Raw genomic sequence first — 24294 nt, 5'->3', positions numbered from 1 at the left:
CGAGGCCGGTCAGGACGGAACTCGTACCGACCTGTTCCCCATCCGCCGCCCGGGCCCGATTCACTGCGGAGACACGGCCCGCATCGAGATGGCCTTGCCGTTCGCGAGCAGTGCCGGCAAAGGCCGTTGGGTACGCGCATGCGTTCGGGGAGCGGTCACGGTGACCGCTCCCCGAACGATGAATGAGACGAGCTACGCGTGGTGGCGCCCCTGGTTCAGCAGGTGCGGCCGGTGTACCAGGCGCCGTCCACGTCGGAGGCGGAGCCGATCCAGGTCACGCCCGGTCCCACGCACTTTTCGCTGTTGGGCCCCCAGTCGTCGATCTCGATGACGATGTGGGAGCCGTCCGAGGTGCAGTGGTTGTAGTAGGCGTCGGAGTGGGTGGCGTAGTAACCGCAGGGGTTCGCCGCAGCCGGACCGGCGCTGACGGTGACGGCTCCGGCAGAGGCGAGAGCGAGGGCGACGGAGCTGAGAGCACCGGTCGCGAGACGACGAAGACGCAAGACGAACTCCAAACCGTAGAGGGCAAGTTCGAACCGCAGGTGTGTGCCGGTCCGTTGACGACGACTGAGATTCGCAGTTCGGGGCGATCCTTCCGGTCCCGGGGGACAGCGTTCACCCGGCGGATCGATTCGCTTGTGGGCCGATCGGATGATCTTCGCCGGTTTCCGGGACAGCGTGGCCGGACGAGGCGTTCGTGCACAGTTACAAGAACCGGTTCGCCTGTGACAGAACGAAGACCTCGCTATCGGCCGCCTGTGACTCGGTGCGGGATACAAATATTTCAGACCGCACGCACTACGTGACCGCAAGCACCACGACACTGTTCCTGGGGGACATCGTGAAGCACACCCGCACCGCCGCTCTCGCTGCCATCGGCGTCGCCGCCGCCCTTTCGCTCACCGCCTGCGGCAGCGACGGCTCGGGGACGAAGTCCTCGGCCAAGGGCGCCTCGTCCTCGTCCGGGTCTTCGGATTCCTCGTCCTCCTCGGCGGCGACCGATGGCGCGAAGTCACAGGGCGGCAACTCGAGCTCCGATGACGCACAGACCGGCAACGACGTGAAGGCGGACTCCGGAAAGGGCACCGACCACCAGGGAGCCGCGAACGGCGCGACGGGTACGTCCGACAAGGTCGGCTTCTGCAAGACAGAGGACCTGGCCATCGACGCCGTGAACGCCGCGCCCGACGAGACCGCCGGCCGGATCGACATCACCATGGTCAACCGGGGTTCGGCCACCTGCTCGGCGACCGGCTTCGCGGGCGTCGACATCACGGACGTCGACCACACCACGAGCCCGATCGAGCGCGGCCCCGCGCAGCCTCGTGTCACGGTCCTGAAGCCCGGTGAGGCCGCGATCTTCAATCTCGCCTACACCATCGACAACAGCGGCAACAGCCTCGCGTCCCCGACCGAGATCCTGGTGACGCCCCCGAACGAGACCCACACCGTGACCCTGAAGTGGCCCGCCGGCGCGGGTGACATCAAGGGTGCCTACACCGACGTTCAGGTCTACCCGACCCACACCACCAAGTAGCCGCGGCACGTGCCGGTCCCGCCCAGCGGGGCCCAGGCGTTCGCACGGACGACGGGCCTCCGAGGAGACGGAGGCGCTGGCCCCGATGGGGGAGCGGTGGTCACGCACGCAGGCCGTGGCTGCGCGGGCACGAGAGCTGGTGTGCACCGTCCCTTCAGCAGACCGGGATCCGCTCGTCGCCGCAGTTTGGCCGCAGGCATCGGAGACGCACCCGCGTTACGGCGGACGCGCCGCTCCTGGTTGAGCTGTTCTTCGCTGATGTGGTGACCGGCCCCGCAGGTCGGGCCGTCGACTTCACGGCCGTCGGCGCGGACCCCCGACGAGGGATCGTGGCGACACCGCTGACGCTCGCCATCGAGTCCGAGGGCGACGCGACCCCGCAGAGCGGCGGCCCCCTCAACGTGTCCACCACCGCGGTCCTGCTCCGCCCACGGGGCTGACCCAGCGCTCCCAGCACGCCCGTCACCGCGGGCCCGCACCTCTACAGGTGACGCCGCCACCATCAACAACGCGATGAAGCTGAACATTGTCGAGATGCGCGGCACCACCGCTGTGCCACCGCGCAGCCCGCGGTTCACCGCACCGGTTCGCCAGGAGGCCACGGAGCCCAGGAAAGTGCCTCACGTCAGCCCGTGCCACGATCAACCCTCGTCACGCGACGTGCGAGGTGGACGGTGATGTCGGCGTCCATGTCGACGCGGTCCGGCAGTACTCGCATGACCTGGCTGAGAACCTGTTCCCGCTCCTCAGCCGGTAAGACGCGATAGGCCGAGACGGTCGAGAGGAGACCGACGTAGTCGCGAGCACGCATCGTCAGGCGCCGCTCGATCACGCACTGCCGCACGTCGCTGAACCACTCAGAGCGTCGCAGTTCGGTCCCCGGCCACTGCATCGCCTCACCTGGAGGCGTTCCGTCAGGCGACGGGATCTCGTCACTGTCCAAGAACGGTGCACGAGCCGCGCGGACAGCTGCTTCCACAGCCGGGTCGGCCAGTCGGATCGGCCCGCCGCAAGAGGCGAACACGCCTCCCGGCTCCAGGAGCGCTGCCGCATGCGCCCAACGGCGCTCCGGACGCGTCCAGTGCAACGCCGCTGCCGCGTAGATGAGTCCATACCGTTCGCCCGGCCGCAGATCCTCGAACGCCGCCTGCACCGTCCTGACACGCGCCGGTACGTGCTTACGCAGTTCGACGAGCATGGACTCGTCGGGATCGGTCGCTGTCACCATGATCCCGCGTTGAGCGAACAGGCGGGTCGCTTTGCCCGTCCCGGCGCCGATCTCCAAGGCGGTCCGAATCGGGCGGCCCGCGTACGCCATCACCAGGTCGGACAGTTCCACGGGGTACCCCGGCCGGAACCGCTCGTAGGCTTGCGCCGCCACCCCGAAACTCACCGCGCGACCAGACATGCCCGGCATCCTCCCATCCCCATGGGCCTGGGCGACGTCGACTGGCAGGGAAGGGCTGTCGTGGATCGCCCCTTGGTAACTCGGACAGATGATGGGTCGAAGTCGTCCGCTGTCGCCGTCATGCCGCTCTCCGGGGTTGTCACGCGGGGATGACGACTACTTGCTGGTCGTCCTCGTAGACGATGCGGCCCGGGTTGCGGGTCACCAGGCGTCGGCACTCGACACCGTGGGCGGCCAACAGCTCGAGGTACCCGTCGACGCGGTCGATGAGGTGCACGGCATCGGACTTGAACCAGGCGACGGCGCCGGGGTTCACCGCGGGGTCGTAGACCTGCGGGTCGACGTGGGCCGGATTGGTGTAGTGGGCGTCGTACCAGTCGTTGTTGGTTCTCCAGAACCGGTACTGCGCCGGGGTCAGCTTCCCTTGTGCTGCCAGCTCGTTGGCGAGCACGAAGACGCCGGGGTAGTGGCCCCGCTGATGCCGTTTCGTACCTTGGAACCGTATGTAGGACGTTTCACTCATGAGTGCCCCCGTCGCGCCGTGATCTCCGTACGGAGTGGATCCTAGAGCTCTGCACCGCGGTGGCTATGCAGAGGGCAACCGGGCGGCCAGGCGTGCGTTGATGTCGTCCGCGTCGAACGCATCAGGGTCGAAGGCGCCGCCGGCCCACTCGAGAAGCTCGTCGTGCTCCTCGTGGTCGGGGTCGGCGATGGCTTCGAGGAAGTCGGGGTACGCCCATGGGCCGCCGCAGTCTTCGGGCGGGCAGGCCCGGCGGCCCGTCACGCAGCGCGGATACACAGTTCCTGGTTCTTCGGGCAGGACCTTCTCCACCTCGACGCGGTGCACCCAATCGTCTCCGAAGTCGTAGGTGTAGCTGATCCTGTCGCCGGCGGTGGAGGCCACCGCGTGCAGCGGAACCTTGCGCTCGTCGCGGTGCCCGAGCTCGCTGTCGCGCCGCCCGTAGTCGCCGGCCGGGGTCTCGAAGAGGTGCATGTGGTAGTTCTGCCAGGGCATCGCAGTCTGGATCACCAGGTGCAGGCGGTCGAGGGTGAGGCCGGCCGGGACCTGCAACCGTCGCCAGACCGGCGGGCGGATGCCGGCGAGGGTGACCTTGAGCTGCAGGACGGAGTCAGCGGGCATGGTTCGGTTCCCTTCCGAGCGGTGGCGCTCTCGTGCTCAGTCTGGCGGGGCCGACCGTCGTGGTTCCACGAAACGGACGAGCTGTCACGTCGGGGACGAGGGGGGGCCGGTGCCGGCCGTTCCGGTTCCGCACCACACCATCAAGGCGCACCCGCGATCGGCGTGCCGACCACGTGGACCGGCGCCGCGGGTATCCGCTCCAGCACCCCGCCCGCGAAAACGTCGTACAGCGGCAGTGTCTCCAGGTGGACGTAGCCGATGTGGCAGTCGCAGACCGCCAGCGGGCAGGCCCGGGGGGCGAGCGCCGCGCGCCAGGAACCGTCGTACAAATTGCCCAGCTCGGCCCGGACGAAGTGGCAGCGGCGGACCGTGCCCTCGCCGTCCACCGAGACGACCGAGGAACCGGTCCGGCAAGGGAGGCCGGCCGAGCGGTGCGGGTTTCTGCTGTACGGGAAGAGGGGGTCGACGGCCGTCCAGGCCGCCGCCTCCTCGTCCGTATAGGTGCGGCCCTCCGCCGCGTTCACCCACAGGTACACCTCGGACGGCAGCGCCTTGCGCAGTGCGCGGGCCTGCGCCAGATGTTCCGGGAAGCCGACCACGCCGACGCTGAAGCGCACACCCCGTCGCGCCAGCTCCCGCGCCTTGCCGAGGAACCGCTCGTAAGGTGTCTGCCCCGGGTGGAACGTGCACCACAGGGCCAGCGTGTCCAGGTCGGCGTCGGCGAGCCACTCGGTGCGGCAGCTGAGGTTGGTCTGGATGGCGACGCGCGCTACGTGTGCGTGGTGCGAGAGCTCGACCATCGCTCCGCGGTACCAGGAGCGCACCAGTCCCTCGCCCCACGGGGTGAACAGGACGGACAGCCGGTCCTCGTGCTGCGCGGCCACCCAGCCGGTGAAGCGGTCGAGGGCCGCGCGGTCCGCCCGCAGCTGCGCGGTGGAGTCACGGCGCTTGGCGAACGGGCAGTACGGGCAGTCGTAGTCGCACGACGACAGCGGTCCCCGGTACAGCAGCGTCAGGTCCATGGGCCGGTCACCTCGGTTCGTACGCGGCCATCGCGGCGCGTACCTCGGGGGAGAACAGCTCAGGCCCGAGCGCGTCCGAGTGCGCCAGGCCCTCGGGCGTCAGCCGCAGCCGCACCCCGTCGTCGTACGCGTCGTACGGTTCCAGCCAGCCGCGTGCGGCGAAGGCAGCGAGTTCGGCGGGGAAGTCGTCGAAAGGGTCCGCGCCGAACCGGATCCGGTAGTCGGCCGGCTCCATGCCCTCGGCCTGCAGCAGCGACTGCAGGAGGTGGCGGCGGCGCGCCTCTCGTCCGTCGACGCGGCGCCCGTGGCGCGCCCGCGCGAACTCCTCGGACGGGGTGGCGGTGTAGTCGTCGATGATCGCGCGGACCTCCCGCATGTCGACGGCGTACTCGAAGGAGTAGTGCAGCGACGAGGTGTACGAGCGGGCGCCGCAGCCGAGGCCGATCATGCCGTCGGTCTGGCAGGCGTAGTCGTCCGGGCCCTGCGCGGGGGCGTCCGTGCGCCGGAACATGCGCATCGACACTTGTTCGTAGCCGTGCTCCAGGAGGTGGTCGCGGCCCTGGCGGTACAGGCGCAGCCGTTGCCGGTCCCATGCCTCGTCGGTGAGAGGGGCGGCGCTGCGGCCCAGGCCGGTCAGCGGCCGGACGTAGAGCGGGTAGAGGTACAGCTCCTCGGGGCGCCAGGCGAGCGCCGCGTCGAGGGAGGTGCGCCAGCTCGCCGGGGTCTGGCCGTCGATCCCGTAGATCAGGTCGATGTTCAGCACGGGGATGTCCGTGTCCCGGATGCGGGTGAGCGCTGACTCCACGTCCGCGCGGCGCTGCGGCCGGACCGCGGCGCGTGCCTCCGCGTCGACGAAGCTCTGTACGCCGATGCTGAGCCGGGTCGTGCCGCGCTCGGCGAGGACCGCGAGCCGGTCCGCGGTGGCCGTGGAGGGGGAGGTCTCCACGGACAGCGGCACCGCTCCGAGATCGGCGCCCGTGCGAAGCTCCGCGATGTCGCAGAGCCGGGCCAGTTCGTCCGCGTCGAGGAAGGTGGGGGTGCCGCCGCCGAACGCCGCGTTGGCGAAGTGCACGTCCGGACCGTCGCCGAGGGCCTCGCGCACCGCGACGGCCTGCCGCTCCAGAGCGTCCAGGTAGCGGCCCGTCAGCTCGTCCGGGGCGCCGATCCGTGTGAACAGGTTGCAGAAGCCGCAGCGGACCTCGCAGAACGGTATGTGGAGGTATAGGGAGAGCGCGCCCTTGGGCTCGTCGCGCCACAGGTCGCGCAGCGCGGGGCGGTCGGGCAGCGGCCGGTAGGCGGTCTTGTGCGGGTACGCGTAGACGTAACTCTGGTAGGGGCGGGGGGTGATGGCGGGCGCGGTTCCCGCGTGTCCGGCCGCTTCGGCGGTGGTGGTGGTCATGCGGTCGGCTCCAGGAAGAAGTGGGCGTAGGGCACGGTCCAGACCGCTTCGTGGCCGAGGCGGTGGCCGGTGTAGCCGTCGTCCCCGTAGGTGGTGCCGTGGTCGGAGCAGACGACGGCGAAGCACCGGCGGCGCGCGCTCATCGCCGCGAACAGCCGGCCCACGTGCCGGTCGATGTACTCGAGGGCGGCGGCATGGGTCTGGCGGGTGTCGCCCGACGCGCGCGTGGCGCCCGGCAGGTGGAACCAGTTGGGCTGGTGCAGAGCTGCCGCGTTTACGAACAGGAACAGCCGCTGCTCGTGCGGGAGTTCGGCGACCACCCGCTCCGCGCGAGCGACCTGCGTCTCGAACGATGTGGGGGAGGCGACCCCGAACTCCGGCTCCCAGTGACTCTCCTGGAACAGGCCGGGCAGGACGTTGCCCAGGGCGCCCTGCCGGTTGAAGAAGCCGACACCGCCGACGCACACGGTCCGGTACCCGGCCGCGGCCAGGCCCGACACCAGGTCCGGGGTGTCGAAGACATAGGTGCGGCCCGCCGTGGTCTCACTGCCCGCGAACTGCGCCGCGAACAGCCGCGGATGCGGGCCGGGCGTCGCGGGGGTGGGCAGGAAACCGGCGAACATCGCCTGGTGGGAGGCGTACGTGAAGCTGCCCGGCGCGTGCCGCTTCTCCCAGGTGCCGTTCGGCAGATGGTGTGCCAAATGGGGTATGCGGCCCGCCTCGGCCAGTTCTGCCGCCACGTCGTAGCGCAGCGTGTCGAGGGTGAGCAGCAGGAGGTCGTCGCGGCCCACCACCTCGTTCATGTCGGGCATGTCGGGCACGCTGGGGTCGGTCACGCCGGGGGCGGCCGTCGTGCCGCTCGTGATGGTCGCGGCAACACTCGGCGGTGGCGAGGTGATGTCAGGGTCGGGCATCGAGGGTCCTTGCAAGGGGGTGTACGGCGGCGGGAGCCGCCCGGTGCGGGGCGCCGAAAGCGGCCGGTGCGCGCGCGGGGTGCTCGGCGTCGGGGAAGTGGCGGAGCACGGCGGCGACCTGGGCCGCGTAGGTGTCCTGTCCCTCGGCGCCGCTGCCGGGCAGCCCGGTCAGGCGCGGCAGCAGATCGCCGAAGGCGTTGACCTCGCCGACGGTGAAGCGCCGCCAGCCCACGGAGGGCAGCAGGTCGACACCGACACACAGGGTGCGGGGGAAGCAGGCAGCGGCCCGCTCGCACAGGTCGAGGGCGTGCGCCCAGGACGGGCCCGCGGCTTCCCGGGCGGCACTCCACTCGCCGCGCAGACCGCCGAGATGGAGGTTGGTGAGAGGGGTCCGGCTGGTGCGCACGACGGCGTGCGTGGCGCGGCCCGCGACCACGACGACGCGCAGGTCGGCCGCGCGCCCGTGCAGCGACGCCTTCGGCAGCCAGCGTTCGAGGTGCAGTCCGTCCGGGGCCAGCGCTTCCACGATCGCCGCGATGTCGCTCTCGCGCGTGTAGCGCCGTACGCGCAGGGAGTTGTGCAGGGCGCCGTCCGCCCGCTCCACGGACGTCGTGGCGCGGATCCGGCCGGGTCCGGCGGTTTCCAGGGCGAGTACGCCGGAGGCCGACGAGCCGTGGGCCGGCTTGACGAAGACCCGGGGCATCCTGTGCTCCGCCATCAGCGCCCGTACGTCGTCCCAGCCGCGCACATCGGCGGCGCCGCCGGAGGTGGGGGAGGCCGGGACGGCCACCCCCGCGTCGGCGAGGACGCGATGGCAGCGGCGCTTGTCGAAGAGCACGGCGAGGTCGTCGGGGTCGTCGAGCCGGACTCCGCCGTCGAGGGAGCGCACGGCGGCAAGAAACCGTCGGTACCAACGGGCGCCGCCCTCGACGCGCGTCGGATCGGACACGCCGCGCAGGACGCGCTCGACCTCCTCGTCCTCGCCCGCCGAGTCGATCCGCACGATCTCGTCGTCGGCGAACGAGGCCCCGCCGTCGCGCAGTACGTCGCGCCACGCGACCAGGCGCGGCGCCGGCAGCCCGGCGCCGCGCACGGCCGCCGCGAACAGGTCCACCCGGCGGTTCCCGGGGTTGCCGACGACCGCGAGACGCAGCGGGGCGGGGCGGGCTGCGGCGGGCGCGGCCGTCGTGCCCTGGGCGCCGCCGTCCGGCTCCGCCGGGGCGCTCCGCCCGGTCATTCGCCGACCGAGACGTACCGCCACATGGTCTCCCCGTCCCGGTCCTCGTCCGCGTCGTCCGCGTCGAGGTTCACCTCGACACCCGCGGGCACCAGCCAGTCCAGGAAACGCTGACGCAGTCCGTCGCTCAGGTAGTTGTGATGCAGGTCGAGCTTGCTCAGATGCGTGAGCGGCTGGCCCGCGAGGAGCGCGGTGGCGCCGTCGTCGGTGAGGACGCCCATCGACAGGTCGAGCGTGTCGAGCCGGGCCACCACCGGGGCGGCCGCCACGGCCGCCGCGATCTCGTCCTGTATCTCGCTGTTGCACAGGGCCAGGTGTTTCAGGGCCGGCAGCCGGCCGCCCGTCAGGAGGGGCTCGACGTCGGCGACGGTGGAGTCACCGCCGTAGTCCGAGGTGCCCAGCCACAGGGCGAGCCGGGTCAGGGCGGGCAGATCGCTCGCCGCGATGCCGCGCACCGCCTCGGCGGGCAGACCACCCGTCTCGACGGTGAGGGAGCGCAGCCGCTCGTGGCGCACCGCCGGGAACGCCAGGCTGGTGCCGCCGCGCACCGCGAACTCCGTCAGCTCCGGGAATCCGTTCAGGAGCGGGGTCACGTCGCCCTGCGTGATCCAGGAGATCTCGCACTCCTCGAAGACGATGTCCCCCAGGAACACGGCGCGCAGGGCCATCAGCCGGTGCCGCGCCTCGAGCAGCGCCGCGATGACCGGCTCCGGCCCGTTCTCGTACGGGTCGCTCCACGAGCCGACCACGAGCGCCTTGACACGGCCGAGGTCCACGGCCTCGGCGAACCGGGCGAACGCCTCCGGCCACGCTTCCTCACTGTCGTACGACTCGACGGAGATCCGCCACGCGACGGCGTCGGCGGCGGGCAGAGCCGTCGCGTGCTCCGCGTCCGCCTGCGGAAAGTCGAAGGTGGGCAGGGAGTACAGCTCCCGCAAGTGGTCTCCGATGGTCATGTCCGCCCCGTTCCCGATCCGTTCGCGCCGTCCGCGATCTCCGCTGGAACTGAAGTTGTACCAACCGGCACTGACAAGGGCCGCCGCGGGGCGCCCGGCCGCCGTTGTCAGACCCTGCCCCTAGCGTCGGCAACGACGCGGCCGCACTCGGCGGACCGTGGGACGGGAGAGTCATGTACCGGCAGGGAGACGTGCTGATCGTGCCGCTCGCGGAGGGCGCGGTGCCCCCGCACGTCGCGGACGCCCCGGACGAGCCGAGGGACGCCCGAGGCCGCCTCGTGCTCGCGCTGGGCGAGGTCACGGGCCACGCCCACGCGGTCGTCGGCCCAGGCCGGCTCGTACGCGAGCCGGGCCCGTTCGGACCGCTGCTCCTCCAACTGCCCGACGGCGGACGGGTGGTGCACGAGGAACACGCGGCGATACCGCTGCCCAAGGGCTGGTTCCGAGTGATCCGGCAGCGCGAGTACGTACCGGGTTCGGTGCGGATCGTGGCGGACTGAGCGGCCGGGACGCGGGTGGGTGAGACAGGGAGAGGGACGGGAGCGACGAGTGAGCGTGGACGGGGCGGTGCGGGGAATGACCGGCACGACGAAGACACAGCAGATGACGTCGGTCGAGGAGGCAGGCGCACCGGTCGGGGCCGGGGCCCGGGAGGATCCGGGAAACGCCGCGGCGGAGCTGGCGCACTGGCGGGCGGTCGCCGCCGCCACCGGACCCGCCGACCGGCGAGCGGCCGAGGACGGTATCCGGCGCGCCTATCGCGCGGTCGGACTGGCCGAGCCCGCGCGCATCCTGTGGGCGGACTCGCCGCGCGCTGCTGTCGTGCTGCTCGTGCGGCTCGCCGAAACGGGAGAACGGGGCGCCTGCGTACGGGATCCGGTGCGCAACGGGCCATGGGCCCAAGCCCGTGAGCAGCTGCACGCACGGCTCGGTCCGGGCGGCTGGGGCGCGCACTGGAACGCCACGGGAGGCCGCCTGTGGGACAGCACCCAGATGCTGGTCGACCGCATCAGGACAGGCATCGTGGAGGAACTGGCCGTGCCGTCCCGCACCGTCGCGGGCGCGCGGGACCGCAGGAGCGAGACGGCGATCCGGCTGATGCTCCTGGACGCGGTGCTCGGCCAGCACGAGGCCGCCTGGCTGAGCGCTTTCGACTCGCCCGGCGCGGAGACCGGTCCCAGGATCGACGGATTGGCGCGGGTCGCCCGGTCGGCCGGCTGGTGGTGGCCGTACGAGCGGGTGGCCGTGGTGTGCGAGCGGCCCACGGAACTGCACCGCGACGAGGCAGGCCGCCTCGACAGCGCCACCGGACCCGCCCTGGCCTTTCCCGACGGGTTCGCGCTGCACGCCTGGCGCGGCATGCCGGTCCCCGCCGGCTTCCTGGCCGGGCTCGCCGGGCTGACCCCGCAGCGCATCCGTGACGAGGAGAACGCGGAACTGCGCCGCGTGATGCTGGAGCACTTCGGCTACGACCGCTATCTGACGGAGTCCGGGGCGGAGCCCGTGCACCGGGACTCCACCGGTGTCCTGTGGCGTGTTCAGCTCCCCGGCGACGAGGACGTGGTGATGGTCGAGGTCGTCAACTCCACCCCGGAGCCCGACGGCACGCACCGCACCTACTGGCTGCGCGTGCCGCCGCGCACGAGAACCGCGCGCGAGGGCGTCGCCTGGACGTTCGGGCTGCAGGCCGACGCGTACGAGCCGCGGCGCGAGACGTGAGCGGCGGCGGGCTGAGGGGGAGGGAGGGGGCGAGGGGACGACAGCGGCGTTTCGGCCAAGCCCTTCCTGAGCGGAGCAGGCTACCTGGCCGTCGACCCGGGCAGCATCGCTGTACCAACACGCAGAAGCGCGCGAGCAGTCGCGCCGAGAAGACCAGCAACTCTTCACCGCCCCAGACGGAGCTACGCCATGAAGCCGGTCAGCACCTTTGTCCATCATCCCTTCGGGACGGGGCGTCAGCCCGTCGCCATGACGCGTAGCGGCCAAGACCACCGCCGCTCGTCACGCACGTACGCGAAGTGGGTGGCATGAGCGACCGTCCGGGACCACGGAGCACCGCAGCGGCGCGCACCACCACGTCGAAACCGCGGGACGCCACGGCTCCTCCGCCCGCTCCCGACCCTCAGATGCGGTACGTCGACCTGACCGGCAGCCGGGAAGCGGCCGGGCGGTCGATCCGGATGCGCGACATGGCCCGACGGCTGCCGCAGCTGGTACGCCGCTCTTTGAGCCTCGCCTGGCGCGTCGACCGACGCGCCACCGTCGGCCTCCTGCTGTGCCAGACGGTCACCGGAGTGATGCAGGCACTGGGACTGGTCGCCATCGCCGGCACCTTGACGGCCCTGCTGCGTGACGGGGACGTCTACAACCGGCTCCTCGCGGCGTGGCCCTCCGTCGCTCTGCTGGCCGGAGCCGCCGGCGTGCGGGCGCTCCTTGGCATCACGGTCGGCTGGCTGTCCTCCCGGGTCGGTCCGTTGATGGCGCGCGAGGCCGAGCTGATGCTGCTCACCGACTGCGCCGAGGTCGAGCTGTCCGCCTACGACGATCCCGACTTCAACCGTGACCGCGAGGCCGCGGACCGCGGCGCCCAGGTCACCGGTGATCTGATCAACGAGGGCCAGGACCTGATCGCCTCGGCCGCCGCCTTCCTCGCCGGGGCGATCGTACTGGCCGGCGTGCACTGGGTCCTGCTCCCGCTTCTCGTCGCGGCCAGCCTGCCGCAGGCCGTGGCCCAGGTGAGCGCCGCGCGCGTCCGGTATCTGGCCAACCTCCGCAGCAACGGCGACAACCGGATGCTGTCCGTACTGCGCTGGCACATCTACACCAAGGACGCCGCAGACCAGATCCGCGCCGGAACGATGGCCGGCTTCCTCTCCGGCCGATACCGCCACACGGTCGCCCGGATCAACCGCGAGGACCGGGCCGCGGCCGACCAAGGGGCCCGCATGTCCCTGATCGGCGTGGTGTGCGGCGGCCTCGGATCGACGGTGGTGTGGGCGGCCGTCGTGTGGCTGCTCGCGACCGGCCGCATCACTGTCGGACACGCGGGCACGGCGGTCTTCGCGCTGCAGACCGTCGGCATGTCGGTCCGCGGTCTGGTGGCGGTCGGCGCGCGCGCCGTCCGGACGGGGCTGTACATGGACGACTGGACCGGCTTCCTCGAGAAGGCCGGGGGTTTCCGTATGCGCCGGGGACCGTATCGGCCCGGACCTCCCGAGAAGATCGAGGTCAAGTCGCTCACGCACCGCTACGCGGGACAGGAGAGCGACGCGCTGACCGACGTCTGTCTCACCCTGCGGCGTGGTGAGGTCACCGCGCTGGTGGGCTTCAACGGCTCGGGCAAGTCGACGCTGTCGAAGCTGGTCAGCGGTCTCTATCTGCCCACCGACGGGCAAGTTCTGTGGGACGGTACCGCCACCGGCGACTGCGACCCGCAGGCGCTGTGGAAGCAGGTCGCCCTGGTGCCGCAGGACTACGCGCACTGGCCGCTGACCGTGCGGGAGAACGTGACCCAGGGACAACCCACCGCGCGAGGCGACGCGGCGGTCCGCGAGGCGTGCGAGGCGGCCGACGCCGACGAGGTCGTCGACAGACTCGGCACCGGCCTGGACACTCTCCTCGCCCGCGAGTGGCTCAACGGGAAGGAGCTGAGCGGCGGCCAGTGGCAACGCATCGCCCTGGCCAGGGCGTTCTTCCGCGAAGCCGGTCTGTTGGTCCTTGATGAGCCGACGGCGAACCTCGATCCGCGTGCCGAGTACCGCATCTTCAAGCGGCTGCGCACCCTCGCCCGGGACCGGGCGGTGCTCCTTGTGACCCACCGCATCACCAACGTGGCCGTCGCCGACCACATCGTCGTCCTCGACGACGGCCGGATCGTCCAGGAGGGCACCTACGCCCAGCTCTCCGGACAGCCCGGCCTGTTCCAGCAGTTGCTGTCCTACCAGATCACCTCGGAGCCGGACGGCGACAGGCACGAGGCCTCCGCATGAGCGGCCCCGCCGCCTGCTCGGCCCGGCCCGCAGGAGCGGATCCGGCTCTGGCCAGAGCCGGTCAGCGCAGCGCTTTCGAGTAGAGGGAGAAGCGCCTGTTGCCCAGTGCTCCCTGGGTGAAGCCGTAATAGAGCCGGCGGTCGCTGCGGCGTACGGCGAGTCCTTCCGGTTCGCGTGGGGTCAGGTGCGGGGCCGTGTGCTCCGGGAAGTTCGTGTGCGACGTTCCGGTGCGCCAGTTGATGCGGCCCATGTAGGTGTTGCCGCCGAGCTCCTGCGGGTTGTGGGGGCCGTAGCCGCTGCCCATGAGCTGGTACAGCATGGTGCCGTCGAGCGCCATGCCCTGGAACGGCAGCCCGAGGTGGGCGTCGGGCTGGGCGAAGTCGGCGAGCGGGCTGTGGTCGCGGGTGACGAAGCGGGCGAGGTCGTACACCGCGAAACGCGGGGAGCCGTTGACCTTGTAGCGCAGCAGGAGTCTGCGGCGGCCCTGGTCGACGGTGACGCTGTTGCTGGTGGAGCCCGGCACGGGATGGTAGGTGGTCACGTGGGCGCTGGAGCGGGAGAGGGTGCGTCCGTCGGCGAACCGGAACCAGCAGATGCCGCGGCCGTAACCCGAGGCGGGGTGGGCGTCCCACTCCATCCACAGCCGGCTGTCTTTGCCGTGTCGCTCGACGCCCATCGCTCCGCCGTGGCCGAAGCCCTTGAGGAACATGAAGCCGGTGAGGTCACCGTGGAGGTTGAGCCGGTTGAGGCAGAGGTCCCCGTGGCGGGCCCGCTCGTCGTGTGTGTACGGGCGCTTCTCGCCTTGCAGCCGGATGCCGCCCCGCATGACCTGAAGGGCGTACAGGCAGTGGTGTGCCTCGTCGAAGGTGAAGGATTGCATGACGGTGCCGTGGCGCAGCCGAAGGCCGGTGCGCCACGGCTTTCCCGGTGCGGCGAGCCCGGAGGAGCCGGACCGGCTCCGAGCCGTGTCAGCCTTCGCCACCGCGCTGGGCCACAGGAGCCTCAACGTGGTAAGTGCTGCGAGTCCGAGCGCGTTCCTGCGGGTGGGGGAGTGGGGGACTGGCCGGGCCATGGAGGCCACCTCTCGGCTTGTTGACGTGTTCGGTCCGACCGGCCCACGGGTCGGCGTGGACGTTGTTGTCGTTCGTCGGAACGAAGCCGAGGTGGCGCGGTTACGGACATCCGCGATTTACGAGGCATATGGCTCGCGCCGAGTACGGCCGTCCGGGTCGGCAGGGGCGTCACCCGGAGGGACCAGGTGCGGAGGGCCGTCTGCTGGTGTCCCGCTGGGAGATGGCCTCTGCCACCTCGTCGATGGCGGTGCGCAGCAAGGTGCCGTAGGCGTCCTGTGGGAGGCCGGGGGCGTGTTCTCCGGCTGCGTCGATGTGTTCGGTGGCCGCGTCGAAGGAGCCGAGCCGGCGGTAGTTGTCGGCCAGGTTGAGGTGGAGGGAGGGGTAGAACCCGGCGATGTGGAGCCCGGCGTGGTGCTCCTGGACGCGCTGTTGCGTCACGGCGTCGGCGGCGTCCAGGGCCCGGATGTCCCAGGCGAGGGCCTGGGCGGGATCGTCGTAGAGGTCCGCCAGGTAGTGGGCGAGTGAGCAGCGGTGCAGCGGATCGCCGGTGACGCCGATCGTCGACCAGAGGCGGAGGAGCTCGTGGCGGGCGGTGGGGATGTCGCCTGTTCGGCCTTCGACGACGGCTCGGCCGATGGCCTCCATGGTCGGGTCGGGGCTGCCAGGTGTGGTGGGCATGCGGTTCCTCGTCGTCATTCTCAGGCGGGCTGGTCGGACTTGATGGGCATGGCCAGGGTGGTGAGCGTGCCGCCGTCGGCTGAGCGGATCGTGACGGGCTGGTCGTGTCCTCTCAGGTCGAGCAGCACGTCGGGGCCGATCGCCGTGCTCACGGCGGGGTAGAGCGTGGTCAGCTCGAACCGGATGCGGAGGCCGTCGCCTGTCACCGTGGCGGCGAGCGGGATCGTGGGGTGCTCGTCGTCGTTCGGGGACCGGACATGTACGCCGTGCTCGGTGATGTGCAGGCAGACGTGTTCGCCGGGATGCTCCTCCAGGGCTCGCAGCAGCAGGTCCTTCGAGAGCGTGGCGCGGGCGGTGACCTCGCCCAGGGACGCGAGCATCAGCCGGAGGTCGGGGTACTCCTCGGGCAGCATCCGGCAGTGCCGGTACTCCCGCCGGGGCATGCGCAGCCGGATCCCGTGCGGCACCGCCTCGATGCGGACCAGCGCGCTGCGCCGGACGTCGGCGACCGCGGCCCGGAGGTCGTCGCCGTCGACCGTGCCGGTCCAGGTCTGCTCCGCCGGCCGCGTCGGCGCCAGGGTCCGGGTGGAGAGCCGGTAGCGGTCGGTCGCCGTGAGGGCGATCGCCTCGTCACTCGCCTCGATGTGCAGGCCCGCGAGCACCGCCATGCCCGGCTCGTGGGCGGTCGCGGTCAGAACCTGCTCGACCGCGTCGGCCAGCACGGGACCCTTCAGCGTGGCGATGAGCGCACCGGGCACGTTGCCGCCGAGCGCGGACTTGATGACCCCAGCCGTTCGTCGTGCCGCCGCCGCGTCGCCCTCGACCTTGGCGACATGCTCGTCGAGCAGCCGTGCCGCCTCGTCGGCCCCGGCGCCGAGGACCGTCTCCACCGTAGCCAGCGGCATGGCGATCTCGCGCAGCCGGCGCAGGGTGGTCGCCCGCACCAGCTGGTCCGCGTCGTAGTAGCGGTAGCCCGTGACCGGGTTCACTTGGGCAGGGGGCAGCAGCCCGGAGTCGGCGTAGAAGCGCAACGCGCTGGAGGTCAGGCCAGTGCGCTGGGCGAAGACCCCGATCGGCATCAGCTCGGAATTCGGCACCTGGCCATCATTGGGCTTCAACCAACTCGAAGGTCAACACGGGCCTGTGGCGTCGGTGCCGGGCTGGGGGCCCGGCGGCGCCGGACGGGAGCCGGTCAGCCCTTCACGGAAGGCGATGGCCGCGGCTTCCGTGCGTGTCGCCGCGCCCAGTTTCGTCAGGATGTGGGAGACGTGCACGCCTGCCGTGCTGGGCGAGATGTGCAACCGAGCGGCGATCTGCCGGTTGCTCAGCCCTTCGGCGATCAGCTGGAGCACTTCGTGCTCGCGTTCCGTGAGACCGTCCTGGGAGGGGCGCGGCCGCAGGAGCTGGGTGATCTGCCGGGTGAGCGGCACGGCGTGCAGGTCCGCGGCCAGGCGGGCGGCTTCGTCGAGGCGGACCGTCGCGCCGGGCCGGTCGCCTGCGGCCGGCGCCGCGCGTGCGCTGTGGAACAGGCACAGCGCCAGCTCGTACGGCTGCCGCAGTCGGCGCCAGGAGGACACCGCCTGGTCCCAGCCGTCGTCCGCGATCAGCGCCCGAAGCATGGTCTGCCAGGCGCGGTCGAGCGGCCCGTCCGTGCCGAACGCGGCGTCGGCGGCGGCGAGTTGTTCCCGCCGGGCCGCAACTCGCTTCCGCAGGTCGCTGTCGGCGCCCGAGGAGAGGCGGGCCTGCTGTACCAGGGCGCCGGCGACCAGGACGGGTCGGGCGTCGCTGGTGTAGACGCGGGTGAGTTCGGGGTCGTTCAGGGCCCGGTCCAGAAGGAGGTCGGCCCGCTCGGGCGCGCCCTGGGCGACGGCGAGCAGGCACAGCAGCTGGTGGCGGGCGAACAGGCTTCCGCTGCTGGAGTGCTCGACGGCTGCCGCGGCCTCGGCCGCTGCCGTCAGGTCACCGCGCAGCAGCGACAGATGGCCGGTCAGGATGCGCAGGCCGCGCCGTGACTGGGGTGGCGCGTCCGCCGCGAGGCTCTCCTCCAGCACGGTCGTCGCCTCGTCCCACCGCCCGGCCAGGATCAGTGCACGGCCCGCGTAGCGGGCGAGCTCGGCGCCTCGGCTGCGGCCCAGACCGTATCGGCGGGCGAGGCGGATCCCGTCGCGGGCGACCTCGATGGCGCGCTGGTGGTCGCCCGCTCTGGTGTGCAGCGTGGCCTCGTACATCGGCGCCGTCAGGAGCAGGTCGTTGCTGTCGAGCCGTTCGGCGAGCGTGCGGGCCTCGGTCAGCATGCCGAGGTCGCCGGTCCTGGATCCGACGCCGAAGAGCCCGCGGATGGTGACCGTGGCGTCACCGGTGGCCCGGCCGATGGCGAGCGCCTCCTCGAACGAGGCGCGGGCCCGGTCCGCCTCGGGCAGCAGACCCATCGCCAGGACGCCGAGCAGCCGCCCCCGCTGAGCGCTGCCGGGCGGCAGCAACGTCAAGGCGTGTTCCCAGTCGCGGACACCGGTTCCGTTCAGCCGGTGGCGCAGCCTGCCCCGGTGCTCCAGGAGCAGGGCGGCCCGCTCCGGTTCGCGGACCTCGTCCACCAGGGCCAGTCCGGCGTCGGCGTGCTCGATGCCGTGGGCGTAGTCGCCGCTGAGCATGCACGCCTCGGCGGCGTCGGTCAGTACGTCGACGCGGTCGGTCGGTACGGGGACGCCGTCGGCCTGTACGTCGGTGCTGGCGGCCCGTACGTCGACGCGGTCGGCGTCCAGCTCGACGTCCGGGTCCCACAGGTCGAGGGTCATGCCGAGCATGCGGACCTGCTCGGCGTAGGCGTAGGACCTGCGAGCCTGGTCGGCGGCTCGATAGGCGGCCGACAGGGCGAGGCGGCGGTCACCGGCGGCATGGGCGTGCGCGGCCAGCTCCGCCGGGGGACCGCCGTCGCGCAGGGCCTCGGCGTAACGGGCGTGCAGGCGGGCCCGTTCGCCGGGCAGCAGGTCCTCGTACACCGCGTCCCGGATGAGGGCGTGACGGAACGCGTAACCGTCGTCGGTGGTGACGAGTAGACTCCGGCTCACCAACTCGCGGAGTGGGGTGTCCAGTTGCTCCTCATCCCGTCCGGCCACGTGGGACAGCAGGCGGTGGCCGACCCGCCCTCCCGCGACCGAGGCGAGACGCAACAGCTCGAGGGCCGCGCGCGGCAGCGAACGCGGACCGTCGAGGAGCAGGTCGCGTGCGTCGTGCGGGGTGTGCTCGTCGGCACGGGCGAGTGCCTCGACGAACAGGGGGTTGCCGTCGCTGCGTTCATGGACGCGTCCCACCGTGGCCGCATCCGGTGCGGTGCCGAGGATGGCGGCCAACTGGCGGCCCACGTCCCCCGTGCCGAGGCGGCCGAGCCGCAGCCGGGCGGTGTGCGGCCGGCGGACGAGCTCGGACAGCAGCGGTCCGGTCTCGGGCGGCCGGTAGGTGAGTACGAGGAGTATGCCGGGCCGGGTCAGGTTCCTGGCCAGGAAGCCGAGGAGTTCGCAGGTGGTGGCGTCCGCCCAGTGCAGGTCCTCGATCGGGATGACGAGCGGCCGGTCGGCGGCCACCCGCTCGATCAGCGTCAGCACCTCCTCGTACAGCCGGTGCCTGCCTCCCTCGCTGTCGTCGCCCGGCTCGCCCAGCTCGGGGAACCAGCGGGCCAGCTGCCGGTACGGGCCGGGCGTCACGCCTTCGACCCGGATGAGGGTGCGCAGGACCGTCACGAACGGCGCGTACGGCAGGGCGTCACGGCCCAGCTCCGCACAGAATCCGCTGACCACCCGTATGTCCGGGTCCAGCGAGCGCGTGAACTCGGCCAGCAGCCGTGACTTGCCGATCCCCGCTTCCCCCGCGACCAGCGCCACCGCCGGACCCTGCTCGACAGCGGTGTCCAGGGCCGCCGCCAGCCTCGACAACTCCTCGTCCCGGCCGACGAACACCGGACTGACTACGCGCTGCGCCATCACCGCGCCAGCTTATGCATCCCGCACACGAAGCCCGCATGTAAATAAGGAGATCGCTCGATGCGCCGCCGCTGTTTACCCGGCCAAGCTCACAGCATGACAACGACAACGACCTATCCACTGCGGACCATCGCCGCCCACGACATCGACGCCTGGGCCCGCATGGTCACCACGACCTACGGCCAGGACTGGGAGGAGGGCGGGCAGGGCGGTCTGCGCAACGCCGCTGTCTCACTCGACCCCGACCGGACGATCGCCGCGTACGACGGCGGGGAGATCGTCGCCGGTGCGTCGGTCTACGGGCGCGTCCTGACCGTCCCTGGCGGGCTCACGCCCGTCGCCGGTATCACCCTGGTCGCGGTCCTGCCCACCCACCGGCGCCGCGGCCTCCTCACCGCGATGATGCGCAAGCAACTCACCGACCTGCACGAATCGGGCGGCGAACCGGTCGCCGCGCTCAACGCCGCGCAAGCCACCATCTACGGCCGCTTCGGACACGGACTGGCCAGCCACGTGGCCGAGATACGAGGCGACAAGAGGTTCATGACCATGCGTCCCGGCACCGACATCGGCGACGGGACGATCCGCCTGCTCGGCCGCGACGAGGCCCGCCCGCTCCTCGAAAAGGTCTACGAGAACGTACGCTCCACCGCCGTCGGGTGGGTCGACCGTACGGAGAAGTACTGGGAGGCACGCCTCGCCGACGGCCCGCGCGCCCGCGACGGCGGTACGGCGCTGCGCTTCGCAGTCCACCAGGAGTACGGGGGAGAGGCCACCGGCTACGCCCTGTACCGCTCGAAACCGGGGCTCGTGCAGGTCATCGAGGTCGCGGCCGCCTCCCGGCAGACCTACGCCGCCCTGTGGCGCTTCCTCATCGACCTCGATGCCCACACCCACCTCGCCTACGACGGCGCCGTCGACGAACCCCTGAAGCATCTGCTGGCCGATCCACGCGCGGCCCGCACCACCGTGACCGACAACCTCTGGGTCCGCCTGGTGGACGTGGACCGGGCACTGACAGCACGCCGCTACACGGCCCCGCTCGATCTGGTCCTCGAGGTCCAGGACACGTTCTGCCCCTGGAACGCCGGACGTCACCGCCTCGTCGCGCACGACGACCGCGTCACCTACGAACCCACCCGGGCCGGGGCCGACCTGCGCCTGACCGCCGCGGAACTGGGCGCGGCGTATCTGGGCGGCACCACCTTGTCGTCGCTGGCCGAGGCGGGGCGCGTCGAGGAACTGCGCCCTGGCGCGGTCGCCGCGGCCTCCCTCGCCTTCCGCGGCACGCGCGAACCGTTCCACCCGTCGGGCTGGGCCTTTCCCGCATTCTGAGGTCCGGCACCCGGCACCCGGCACCCGGCCCCTCCGGCACCCGGCCTCCGACCACCCGGCCTCCGACCACCCGCGATCGATCGAAGGAGCACGACCACCATGGACACTCACCGCCTCGGACGCACTGACGTCGAGGTCACCCGGTTCGGGTTCGGCGGCGGCCCGCTGGGCGGCCTGTTCGAACCGCTGGACGACGCCACCGCAGCCCAAGCCCTGGACACCGCCTGGGAGTCCGGCATCCGCTACTACGACACCTCCCCGCACTACGGCATCGGCACCTCCGAACGCCGTATCGGAGAGCTGCTGCGCGGCAAACCCCGCTCCGAGTACACCCTGTCCACCAAAGTCGGACGACTCCTCGTACCGCAGGACCCGCGAGGGCGCACCGATGAGTCCTTCGCCATACCCGCCACCCACCGGCGGGTATGGGACTTCACCCGGGACGGCATCCGCCGCAGCGTCGAGGACTCCCTCACCCGCCTCGGTCTCGACCGCATCGACATCCTCTACCTGCACGACGCCGAGCAGCACTTCGAGGACGCGCTGCGCGACGGCTACCCCGCGCTCGCCGAACTGCGCGCCGAGGGCGTGGTCGGGGCGATCGGCGCGGGCATGTACGACACCGGCAAACTCACCCGCCTGGTGTGTGAGGCCGACCCGGACGTGGTCATGCTCTCCGGCCGCCACACCCTGCTCGACCACAGCGCCCTGGACGAACTCCTGCCCGCCTGCACCGAGCGCGGGGTGTCGATGGTGGCCGTCTCCGTCTTCAACTCCGGCCTGCTGGCCACCGACCGGCCGGCTGCGGGGGCCCACTACGACTACGGTGCCGCGACCCCCGAGCTTCTGGAGCGGGCCCATCGGATCGCTGACATCTGCGAGGCGCACGAAGTGTCCGTCCCTCAGGCAGCCATGGCCTTTCCTCTCCTCCACCCCGCGGTCGCAGCCGTCGCGATCGGTATGCGGACTGCTCAAGAGGTGCGTCAGAACATCGCCGCGTTCGCCGCGCCCGTACCGGCGGAGTTGTGGTCGGAGCTGTGTGGCGAGGGTCTGCTGGACGAGCGCGTACTTGAGTCTGCGGCCGTGTGACCAGAAGTGGGGGCGAGCGCCTCCCCCGCCCCGCCGTTCGTCCCGCGCCGTTCCTCAGGACTGAGCCGGACGGAATGCTGGAGGTACGCGGCGAACTCGGCGGGCGAGGTTGCCGGAGCGTGGGCGAAGACACGGGGGCGGCCGTCGCAACAGGGTCCACCTTTCCGAACAGGACGGCAAGGCGCTGGTCCTGTGCCTGAGTCATCAGCGGGTCGCAGCGGACGAGACGGCTCGTGTCCTGGCCGCTGCGCGCGATCTGGGCACCGACAGCTGCGGGAGCAGAAGACCGCCGAAGGACGTCAGGTGTGGGCGCTGCTGCGGCTGCAGGCAACCGCCCCCGCGAGTACGTGAGGAACGGAGCACGGTGCTGAATCCTCGGAAGGGATCCTTCCGCGCAGATCGGCAGTTAGTGTCCGTCACATGACAATCTTGAGGAAGTTCCAGGCGCGCCGGATGACAGTGGCGCTGGTCGGCGCGGCGGCCGCGATGGTGCTGGGTGTGGGTGGGGCGATCGCCGTGACGGACCAGGGCGGAGCGGCCTCCGGACGTACCGCTGTGTCCGTGGATCCGTCCGACGAAGGAGGAAGCGTCGGCGTCGACACCGGCGGCGGTGACAGCGGCGGTGACAGCGGCTCCGTTGGTGTGCCGGGCGATGGCGGCGGCGGCGACAGCGGCGTGTCCGGTGGCGTCTCGGGCGGTACAGACACGGGAGGCTCAGGCGGTACGGACACGGGAGGCTCGGGCGGTACGGACCCGACCGCGGAGCCGTCCGAGTCCCCGGCCCCCACGGACGTGCCCACCACGCAACCCACGACCCCCGCGGACCTCGACGAACTGGCGAAGCGCATAGACAGTCTGGAGAAGAAGGTGGATGAGCTGCCCACCAAGAAGGAGCTGGCCGATTCCCTCCGCGCCTTCGCCGACGCGCTGGAGCAGCAGGGCTGAGCCACACCCCGAGCCGAGCAGCGCGGTCCCTGCCCCTGAACCCCCGAGCGCGCAGGCTTTCGGCACGAGCCGACCCGGCGGGCCATCGCCGAATCGCTGCCCGGCGCACGGCGGATCGCACCATTCTCGGTGGCGGCCGTTGCCTGGGCCGCAGACATCGCCTGCCCTGGGCGCGACCGCCGAGAGCGGCCGTACAGCGAGGTGTTGCCGTAGTACTGCCGGTGCCACAGGCGGGAGTTGAGCTTGTTCCGCGCTACGCCGCGACGGGTGTCGGGGTCGGGCTCAGGGAGATCTCGGGGAACACCCCCATGGTGTGGCGTCTCCCGGCAGTGGACGATCAAGGCATGATCACTCACCGGCGCCGCACACACAACCGGCTCCCTCGCCTCCTCGCCCCCGCGCTGTGGGCGACCGTCGCACTGGCGGCAGGGGCGGCGGTGGCGGCGCCGGCGGACACCGATCCGGGGCTGAGCCCGTTCGCGCTGACCGTCAGCGACTTCGCCGCACTCGACCGCGGCGGCCTGATCGAGACCAGCATGGCGGTCCTGGGGGTGATGTCCTTCGTACTGCTGGCAGTGGCGAGGAGATGGCTCACGACAGCGCGAGGTCTGCCGTCCGTGCTGCTCGCGGCGTGGGGCCTCGGTCTGGTGGTCGCCGCCGTGGTGCCGACCGATCCGCTGACCACGCACCTGAGCGGATCGGCGTACGTGCATCGCTACGCCTCCATCACGGCGTTCCTCGCACTGCCGTTGGCCGGACTCCTCCTGGCCCGACGGCTCACCGCCGGCCCCGACGCGCTGCGCACGGCACGCCGGCTACGCCTGCTGTCCGGGGTCGCACTCGCCGGGGCCGTGGTGATGGCCCTTTCCGCGGGACCCGGCGACCGTGAACTGATCGGGCTGGTGGAGCGCGTGCTGCTGGGCAGTGAGGTGGTGCTCCTCGGCGTCTTCGGCCACTACGTGCAGCGGCAGATGCCGCTGCACGACGAGGGCGCGGAGGACAGCCCGCGTGGTGCGCGAGGACCGTTCAGGCTGGGCGGCGCAGCGGTGCGAGCGCCGAAGTCAGGGTGACGACCTCGGTGAGCATCTGCTGGAGCGCGGCTTCGTGACGATCGGCGGGCGCGAACGTCGTGAACTGCTCGAAGTCGCTCTGCAACGACAGGTGGACCTGGGTGTGGACGGCGGTCAACTGCACGGCCCCGGCGATGTGGCGGAGGTGGTCGAGCGCGCGGGCGCCGCTGACGTTGCTGCCGTAGCCGACGAACCCTGCGGCCTTGTTGTTCCACTCGTTGTAGACGAAGTCGATGGCGTTCTTCAGCGCGGCGGGGATCGAGCGGTTGTACTCGGGCGTGACGAACACGAACCCGTCGAGCGCGTCGATCTTCGCGGCCCAGGCACGGGTGTGCTCGTGCTCGTAGTCGCCCATGCGGGGTGAGCGCGGTTCGTCGAACAGCGGCAGGTGGTAGTCGGCGATGTCGACGAGTTCGAAGACCGCGTCGTCACGTGATCCGGCCGTCTTCTCGACCCATTGCGCGATCTGCGGGCCGACGCGGCCGGGGCGGGTGCTGCCGACGATGATGCCTATTGAGGGCATGGGG

General features: G+C 71.5%; 23 protein-coding genes. 9 read left to right on the top strand and 14 right to left on the bottom strand.

Going from position 1 to position 24294, the window contains the following annotated elements:
• Positions 1 to 215: 215 nt before the first annotated feature.
• A complete protein-coding gene (locus ACH4RC_RS14520; RefSeq protein WP_398199828.1) occupies positions 216 to 503 on the bottom strand; it encodes a DUF6355 family natural product biosynthesis protein in 288 nt (95 codons plus the stop codon).
• A gap of 299 nt (positions 504 to 802) precedes the next feature.
• On the opposite strand from ACH4RC_RS14520, the gene ACH4RC_RS14515 reads away from it, so the two are divergent.
• Entirely contained in the window at positions 803 to 1537 is a 735-nt protein-coding gene (locus ACH4RC_RS14515) for a DUF4232 domain-containing protein (RefSeq protein WP_398199825.1), read from the top strand.
• A 263-nt stretch (positions 1538 to 1800) separates the two neighbouring features.
• Complete coding sequence (locus tag ACH4RC_RS14510) at positions 1801 to 1977, top strand: hypothetical protein (RefSeq protein ID WP_398199822.1); 177 nt, start codon at positions 1801 to 1803, stop codon at positions 1975 to 1977.
• A 185-nt stretch (positions 1978 to 2162) separates the two neighbouring features.
• Here ACH4RC_RS14510 and ACH4RC_RS14505 read toward each other — a convergent pair whose 3' ends face one another.
• From ACH4RC_RS14505 to ACH4RC_RS14470, 8 genes are all read right to left on the bottom strand, one after another.
• Positions 2163 to 2945: a class I SAM-dependent methyltransferase gene (locus tag ACH4RC_RS14505; RefSeq protein ID WP_398199820.1), complete on the bottom strand. Its 783-nt coding sequence runs from the start codon at positions 2943 to 2945 to the stop codon at positions 2163 to 2165.
• 139 nt (positions 2946 to 3084) lie between these two features.
• Positions 3085 to 3468, bottom strand: coding sequence for a hypothetical protein (locus ACH4RC_RS14500; protein WP_398199818.1), 384 nt, complete (start codon positions 3466 to 3468; stop codon positions 3085 to 3087).
• Positions 3469 to 3531: 63 nt separating this feature from the next.
• A complete protein-coding gene (locus ACH4RC_RS14495) occupies positions 3532 to 4086 on the bottom strand; it encodes a plasmid pRiA4b ORF-3 family protein (protein WP_398199816.1) in 555 nt (184 codons plus the stop codon).
• 140 nt (positions 4087 to 4226) lie between these two features.
• Entirely contained in the window at positions 4227 to 5108 is an 882-nt protein-coding gene (locus ACH4RC_RS14490; RefSeq protein WP_398199813.1) for an STM4011 family radical SAM protein, read from the bottom strand.
• A gap of 7 nt (positions 5109 to 5115) precedes the next feature.
• A complete protein-coding gene (locus ACH4RC_RS14485) occupies positions 5116 to 6507 on the bottom strand; it encodes an STM4012 family radical SAM protein (protein ID WP_398199811.1) in 1392 nt (463 codons plus the stop codon).
• On the bottom strand, positions 6504 to 7310 hold the full coding sequence (locus tag ACH4RC_RS14480) for an STM4013/SEN3800 family hydrolase (RefSeq protein WP_398200505.1): 807 nt from the start codon (positions 7308 to 7310) through the stop codon (positions 6504 to 6506). The genes ACH4RC_RS14485 and ACH4RC_RS14480 overlap by 4 nt, the downstream gene beginning before the upstream one ends.
• 97 nt (positions 7311 to 7407) lie before the next feature.
• Positions 7408 to 8658: an STM4014 family protein gene (locus tag ACH4RC_RS14475; RefSeq protein WP_398199808.1), complete on the bottom strand. Its 1251-nt coding sequence runs from the start codon at positions 8656 to 8658 to the stop codon at positions 7408 to 7410.
• Positions 8655 to 9614, bottom strand: a complete 960-nt coding sequence (locus tag ACH4RC_RS14470; protein ID WP_398199806.1) for an STM4015 family protein — start codon at positions 9612 to 9614, stop codon at positions 8655 to 8657. The genes ACH4RC_RS14475 and ACH4RC_RS14470 overlap by 4 nt, the downstream gene beginning before the upstream one ends.
• A 173-nt stretch (positions 9615 to 9787) precedes the next feature.
• Here ACH4RC_RS14470 and ACH4RC_RS14465 point away from each other — a divergent pair, with 173 nt between their 5' ends.
• From ACH4RC_RS14465 to ACH4RC_RS14455, 3 genes are all read left to right on the top strand, one after another.
• Positions 9788 to 10114, top strand: a complete 327-nt coding sequence (locus ACH4RC_RS14465; RefSeq protein ID WP_324770876.1) for a hypothetical protein — start codon at positions 9788 to 9790, stop codon at positions 10112 to 10114.
• 103 nt (positions 10115 to 10217) lie between these two features.
• Positions 10218 to 11333: a DUF6745 domain-containing protein gene (locus tag ACH4RC_RS14460; RefSeq protein WP_398200502.1), complete on the top strand. Its 1116-nt coding sequence runs from the start codon at positions 10218 to 10220 to the stop codon at positions 11331 to 11333.
• Positions 11334 to 11740: 407 nt separating this feature from the next.
• On the top strand, positions 11741 to 13603 hold the full coding sequence (locus ACH4RC_RS14455) for an ABC transporter ATP-binding protein (RefSeq protein ID WP_398200499.1): 1863 nt from the start codon (positions 11741 to 11743) through the stop codon (positions 13601 to 13603).
• 61 nt (positions 13604 to 13664) lie between these two features.
• Here ACH4RC_RS14455 and ACH4RC_RS14450 read toward each other — a convergent pair whose 3' ends face one another.
• The 4 genes from ACH4RC_RS14450 to ACH4RC_RS14435 all read right to left on the bottom strand — a co-directional run bounded on the left by ACH4RC_RS14450 (position 13665) and on the right by ACH4RC_RS14435 (position 19328).
• Complete coding sequence (locus tag ACH4RC_RS14450; protein WP_398199803.1) at positions 13665 to 14483, bottom strand: Teichoic acid biosynthesis protein C (Precursor); 819 nt, start codon at positions 14481 to 14483, stop codon at positions 13665 to 13667.
• Positions 14484 to 14844: 361 nt separating this feature from the next.
• Complete coding sequence (locus ACH4RC_RS14445; protein ID WP_398199800.1) at positions 14845 to 15354, bottom strand: hypothetical protein; 510 nt, start codon at positions 15352 to 15354, stop codon at positions 14845 to 14847.
• A 20-nt stretch (positions 15355 to 15374) separates the two neighbouring features.
• Complete coding sequence (locus ACH4RC_RS14440; protein WP_398199797.1) at positions 15375 to 16451, bottom strand: MerR family transcriptional regulator; 1077 nt, start codon at positions 16449 to 16451, stop codon at positions 15375 to 15377.
• Positions 16452 to 16484: 33 nt separating this feature from the next.
• Complete coding sequence (locus ACH4RC_RS14435) at positions 16485 to 19328, bottom strand: helix-turn-helix transcriptional regulator (RefSeq protein ID WP_398199794.1); 2844 nt, start codon at positions 19326 to 19328, stop codon at positions 16485 to 16487.
• A 96-nt stretch (positions 19329 to 19424) separates the two neighbouring features.
• Here ACH4RC_RS14435 and ACH4RC_RS14430 point away from each other — a divergent pair, with 96 nt between their 5' ends.
• The 4 genes from ACH4RC_RS14430 to ACH4RC_RS14415 all read left to right on the top strand — a co-directional run bounded on the left by ACH4RC_RS14430 (position 19425) and on the right by ACH4RC_RS14415 (position 23767).
• A complete protein-coding gene (locus ACH4RC_RS14430; protein ID WP_398199791.1) occupies positions 19425 to 20663 on the top strand; it encodes a GNAT family N-acetyltransferase in 1239 nt (412 codons plus the stop codon).
• Positions 20664 to 20762: 99 nt separating this feature from the next.
• Positions 20763 to 21752, top strand: a complete 990-nt coding sequence (locus ACH4RC_RS14425) for an aldo/keto reductase (protein WP_398199788.1) — start codon at positions 20763 to 20765, stop codon at positions 21750 to 21752.
• Positions 21753 to 22172: 420 nt separating this feature from the next.
• A complete protein-coding gene (locus tag ACH4RC_RS14420) occupies positions 22173 to 22697 on the top strand; it encodes a hypothetical protein (protein WP_398199787.1) in 525 nt (174 codons plus the stop codon).
• 344 nt (positions 22698 to 23041) lie between these two features.
• Positions 23042 to 23767, top strand: coding sequence for a DUF998 domain-containing protein (locus ACH4RC_RS14415; protein WP_398199784.1), 726 nt, complete (start codon positions 23042 to 23044; stop codon positions 23765 to 23767).
• On the opposite strand, the gene ACH4RC_RS14410 is transcribed toward ACH4RC_RS14415, so the two are convergent.
• The gene (locus tag ACH4RC_RS14410; protein ID WP_398199781.1) at positions 23724 to 24290 is read right to left on the bottom strand and encodes an NADPH-dependent FMN reductase; all 567 of its coding nucleotides are present in this window, start codon (positions 24288 to 24290) and stop codon (positions 23724 to 23726) included. The two genes, ACH4RC_RS14415 and ACH4RC_RS14410, sit on opposite strands and share 44 nt — an antisense overlap.
• Between the last annotated feature and the right edge of the window lie 4 nt (positions 24291 to 24294).

The sequence above is a fragment of the Streptomyces sp. NPDC016845 genome (assembly GCF_044332585.1).
In the GTDB taxonomy this organism is placed as follows: domain Bacteria; phylum Actinomycetota; class Actinomycetes; order Streptomycetales; family Streptomycetaceae; genus Streptomyces.
This window is presented reverse-complemented; position numbering and strand designations above follow the sequence as displayed.

Excerpts from the sequence above, each read along its gene's own strand:
- ACH4RC_RS14505 (WP_398199820.1), bottom strand. The coding sequence starts at position 2,945 with ATGTCTGGTCGCGCGGTGAGTTTCGGGGTGGCGGCGCAAGCCTACGAG.
- ACH4RC_RS14500 (WP_398199818.1), bottom strand. The coding sequence starts at position 3,468 with ATGAGTGAAACGTCCTACATACGGTTCCAAGGTACGAAACGGCATCAG.
- ACH4RC_RS14495 (WP_398199816.1), bottom strand. The coding sequence starts at position 4,086 with ATGCCCGCTGACTCCGTCCTGCAGCTCAAGGTCACCCTCGCCGGCATC.
- ACH4RC_RS14490 (WP_398199813.1), bottom strand. The coding sequence starts at position 5,108 with ATGGACCTGACGCTGCTGTACCGGGGACCGCTGTCGTCGTGCGACTAC.
- ACH4RC_RS14485 (WP_398199811.1), bottom strand. The coding sequence starts at position 6,507 with ATGACCACCACCACCGCCGAAGCGGCCGGACACGCGGGAACCGCGCCC.
- ACH4RC_RS14480 (WP_398200505.1), bottom strand. The coding sequence starts at position 7,310 with ATGAACGAGGTGGTGGGCCGCGACGACCTCCTGCTGCTCACCCTCGAC.
- ACH4RC_RS14475 (WP_398199808.1), bottom strand. The coding sequence starts at position 8,658 with ATGACCGGGCGGAGCGCCCCGGCGGAGCCGGACGGCGGCGCCCAGGGC.
- ACH4RC_RS14470 (WP_398199806.1), bottom strand. The coding sequence starts at position 9,614 with ATGACCATCGGAGACCACTTGCGGGAGCTGTACTCCCTGCCCACCTTC.
- ACH4RC_RS14465 (WP_324770876.1), top strand. The coding sequence starts at position 9,788 with ATGTACCGGCAGGGAGACGTGCTGATCGTGCCGCTCGCGGAGGGCGCG.
- ACH4RC_RS14460 (WP_398200502.1), top strand. The coding sequence starts at position 10,218 with ATGACGTCGGTCGAGGAGGCAGGCGCACCGGTCGGGGCCGGGGCCCGG.
- ACH4RC_RS14455 (WP_398200499.1), top strand. The coding sequence starts at position 11,741 with ATGCGGTACGTCGACCTGACCGGCAGCCGGGAAGCGGCCGGGCGGTCG.
- ACH4RC_RS14450 (WP_398199803.1), bottom strand. The coding sequence starts at position 14,483 with ATGCAATCCTTCACCTTCGACGAGGCACACCACTGCCTGTACGCCCTT.
- ACH4RC_RS14445 (WP_398199800.1), bottom strand. The coding sequence starts at position 15,354 with ATGCCCACCACACCTGGCAGCCCCGACCCGACCATGGAGGCCATCGGC.
- ACH4RC_RS14435 (WP_398199794.1), bottom strand. The coding sequence starts at position 19,328 with ATGGCGCAGCGCGTAGTCAGTCCGGTGTTCGTCGGCCGGGACGAGGAG.
- ACH4RC_RS14430 (WP_398199791.1), top strand. The coding sequence starts at position 19,425 with ATGACAACGACAACGACCTATCCACTGCGGACCATCGCCGCCCACGAC.
- ACH4RC_RS14425 (WP_398199788.1), top strand. The coding sequence starts at position 20,763 with ATGGACACTCACCGCCTCGGACGCACTGACGTCGAGGTCACCCGGTTC.
- ACH4RC_RS14420 (WP_398199787.1), top strand. The coding sequence starts at position 22,173 with ATGACAATCTTGAGGAAGTTCCAGGCGCGCCGGATGACAGTGGCGCTG.
- ACH4RC_RS14415 (WP_398199784.1), top strand. The coding sequence starts at position 23,042 with ATGATCACTCACCGGCGCCGCACACACAACCGGCTCCCTCGCCTCCTC.
- ACH4RC_RS14410 (WP_398199781.1), bottom strand. The coding sequence starts at position 24,290 with ATGCCCTCAATAGGCATCATCGTCGGCAGCACCCGCCCCGGCCGCGTC.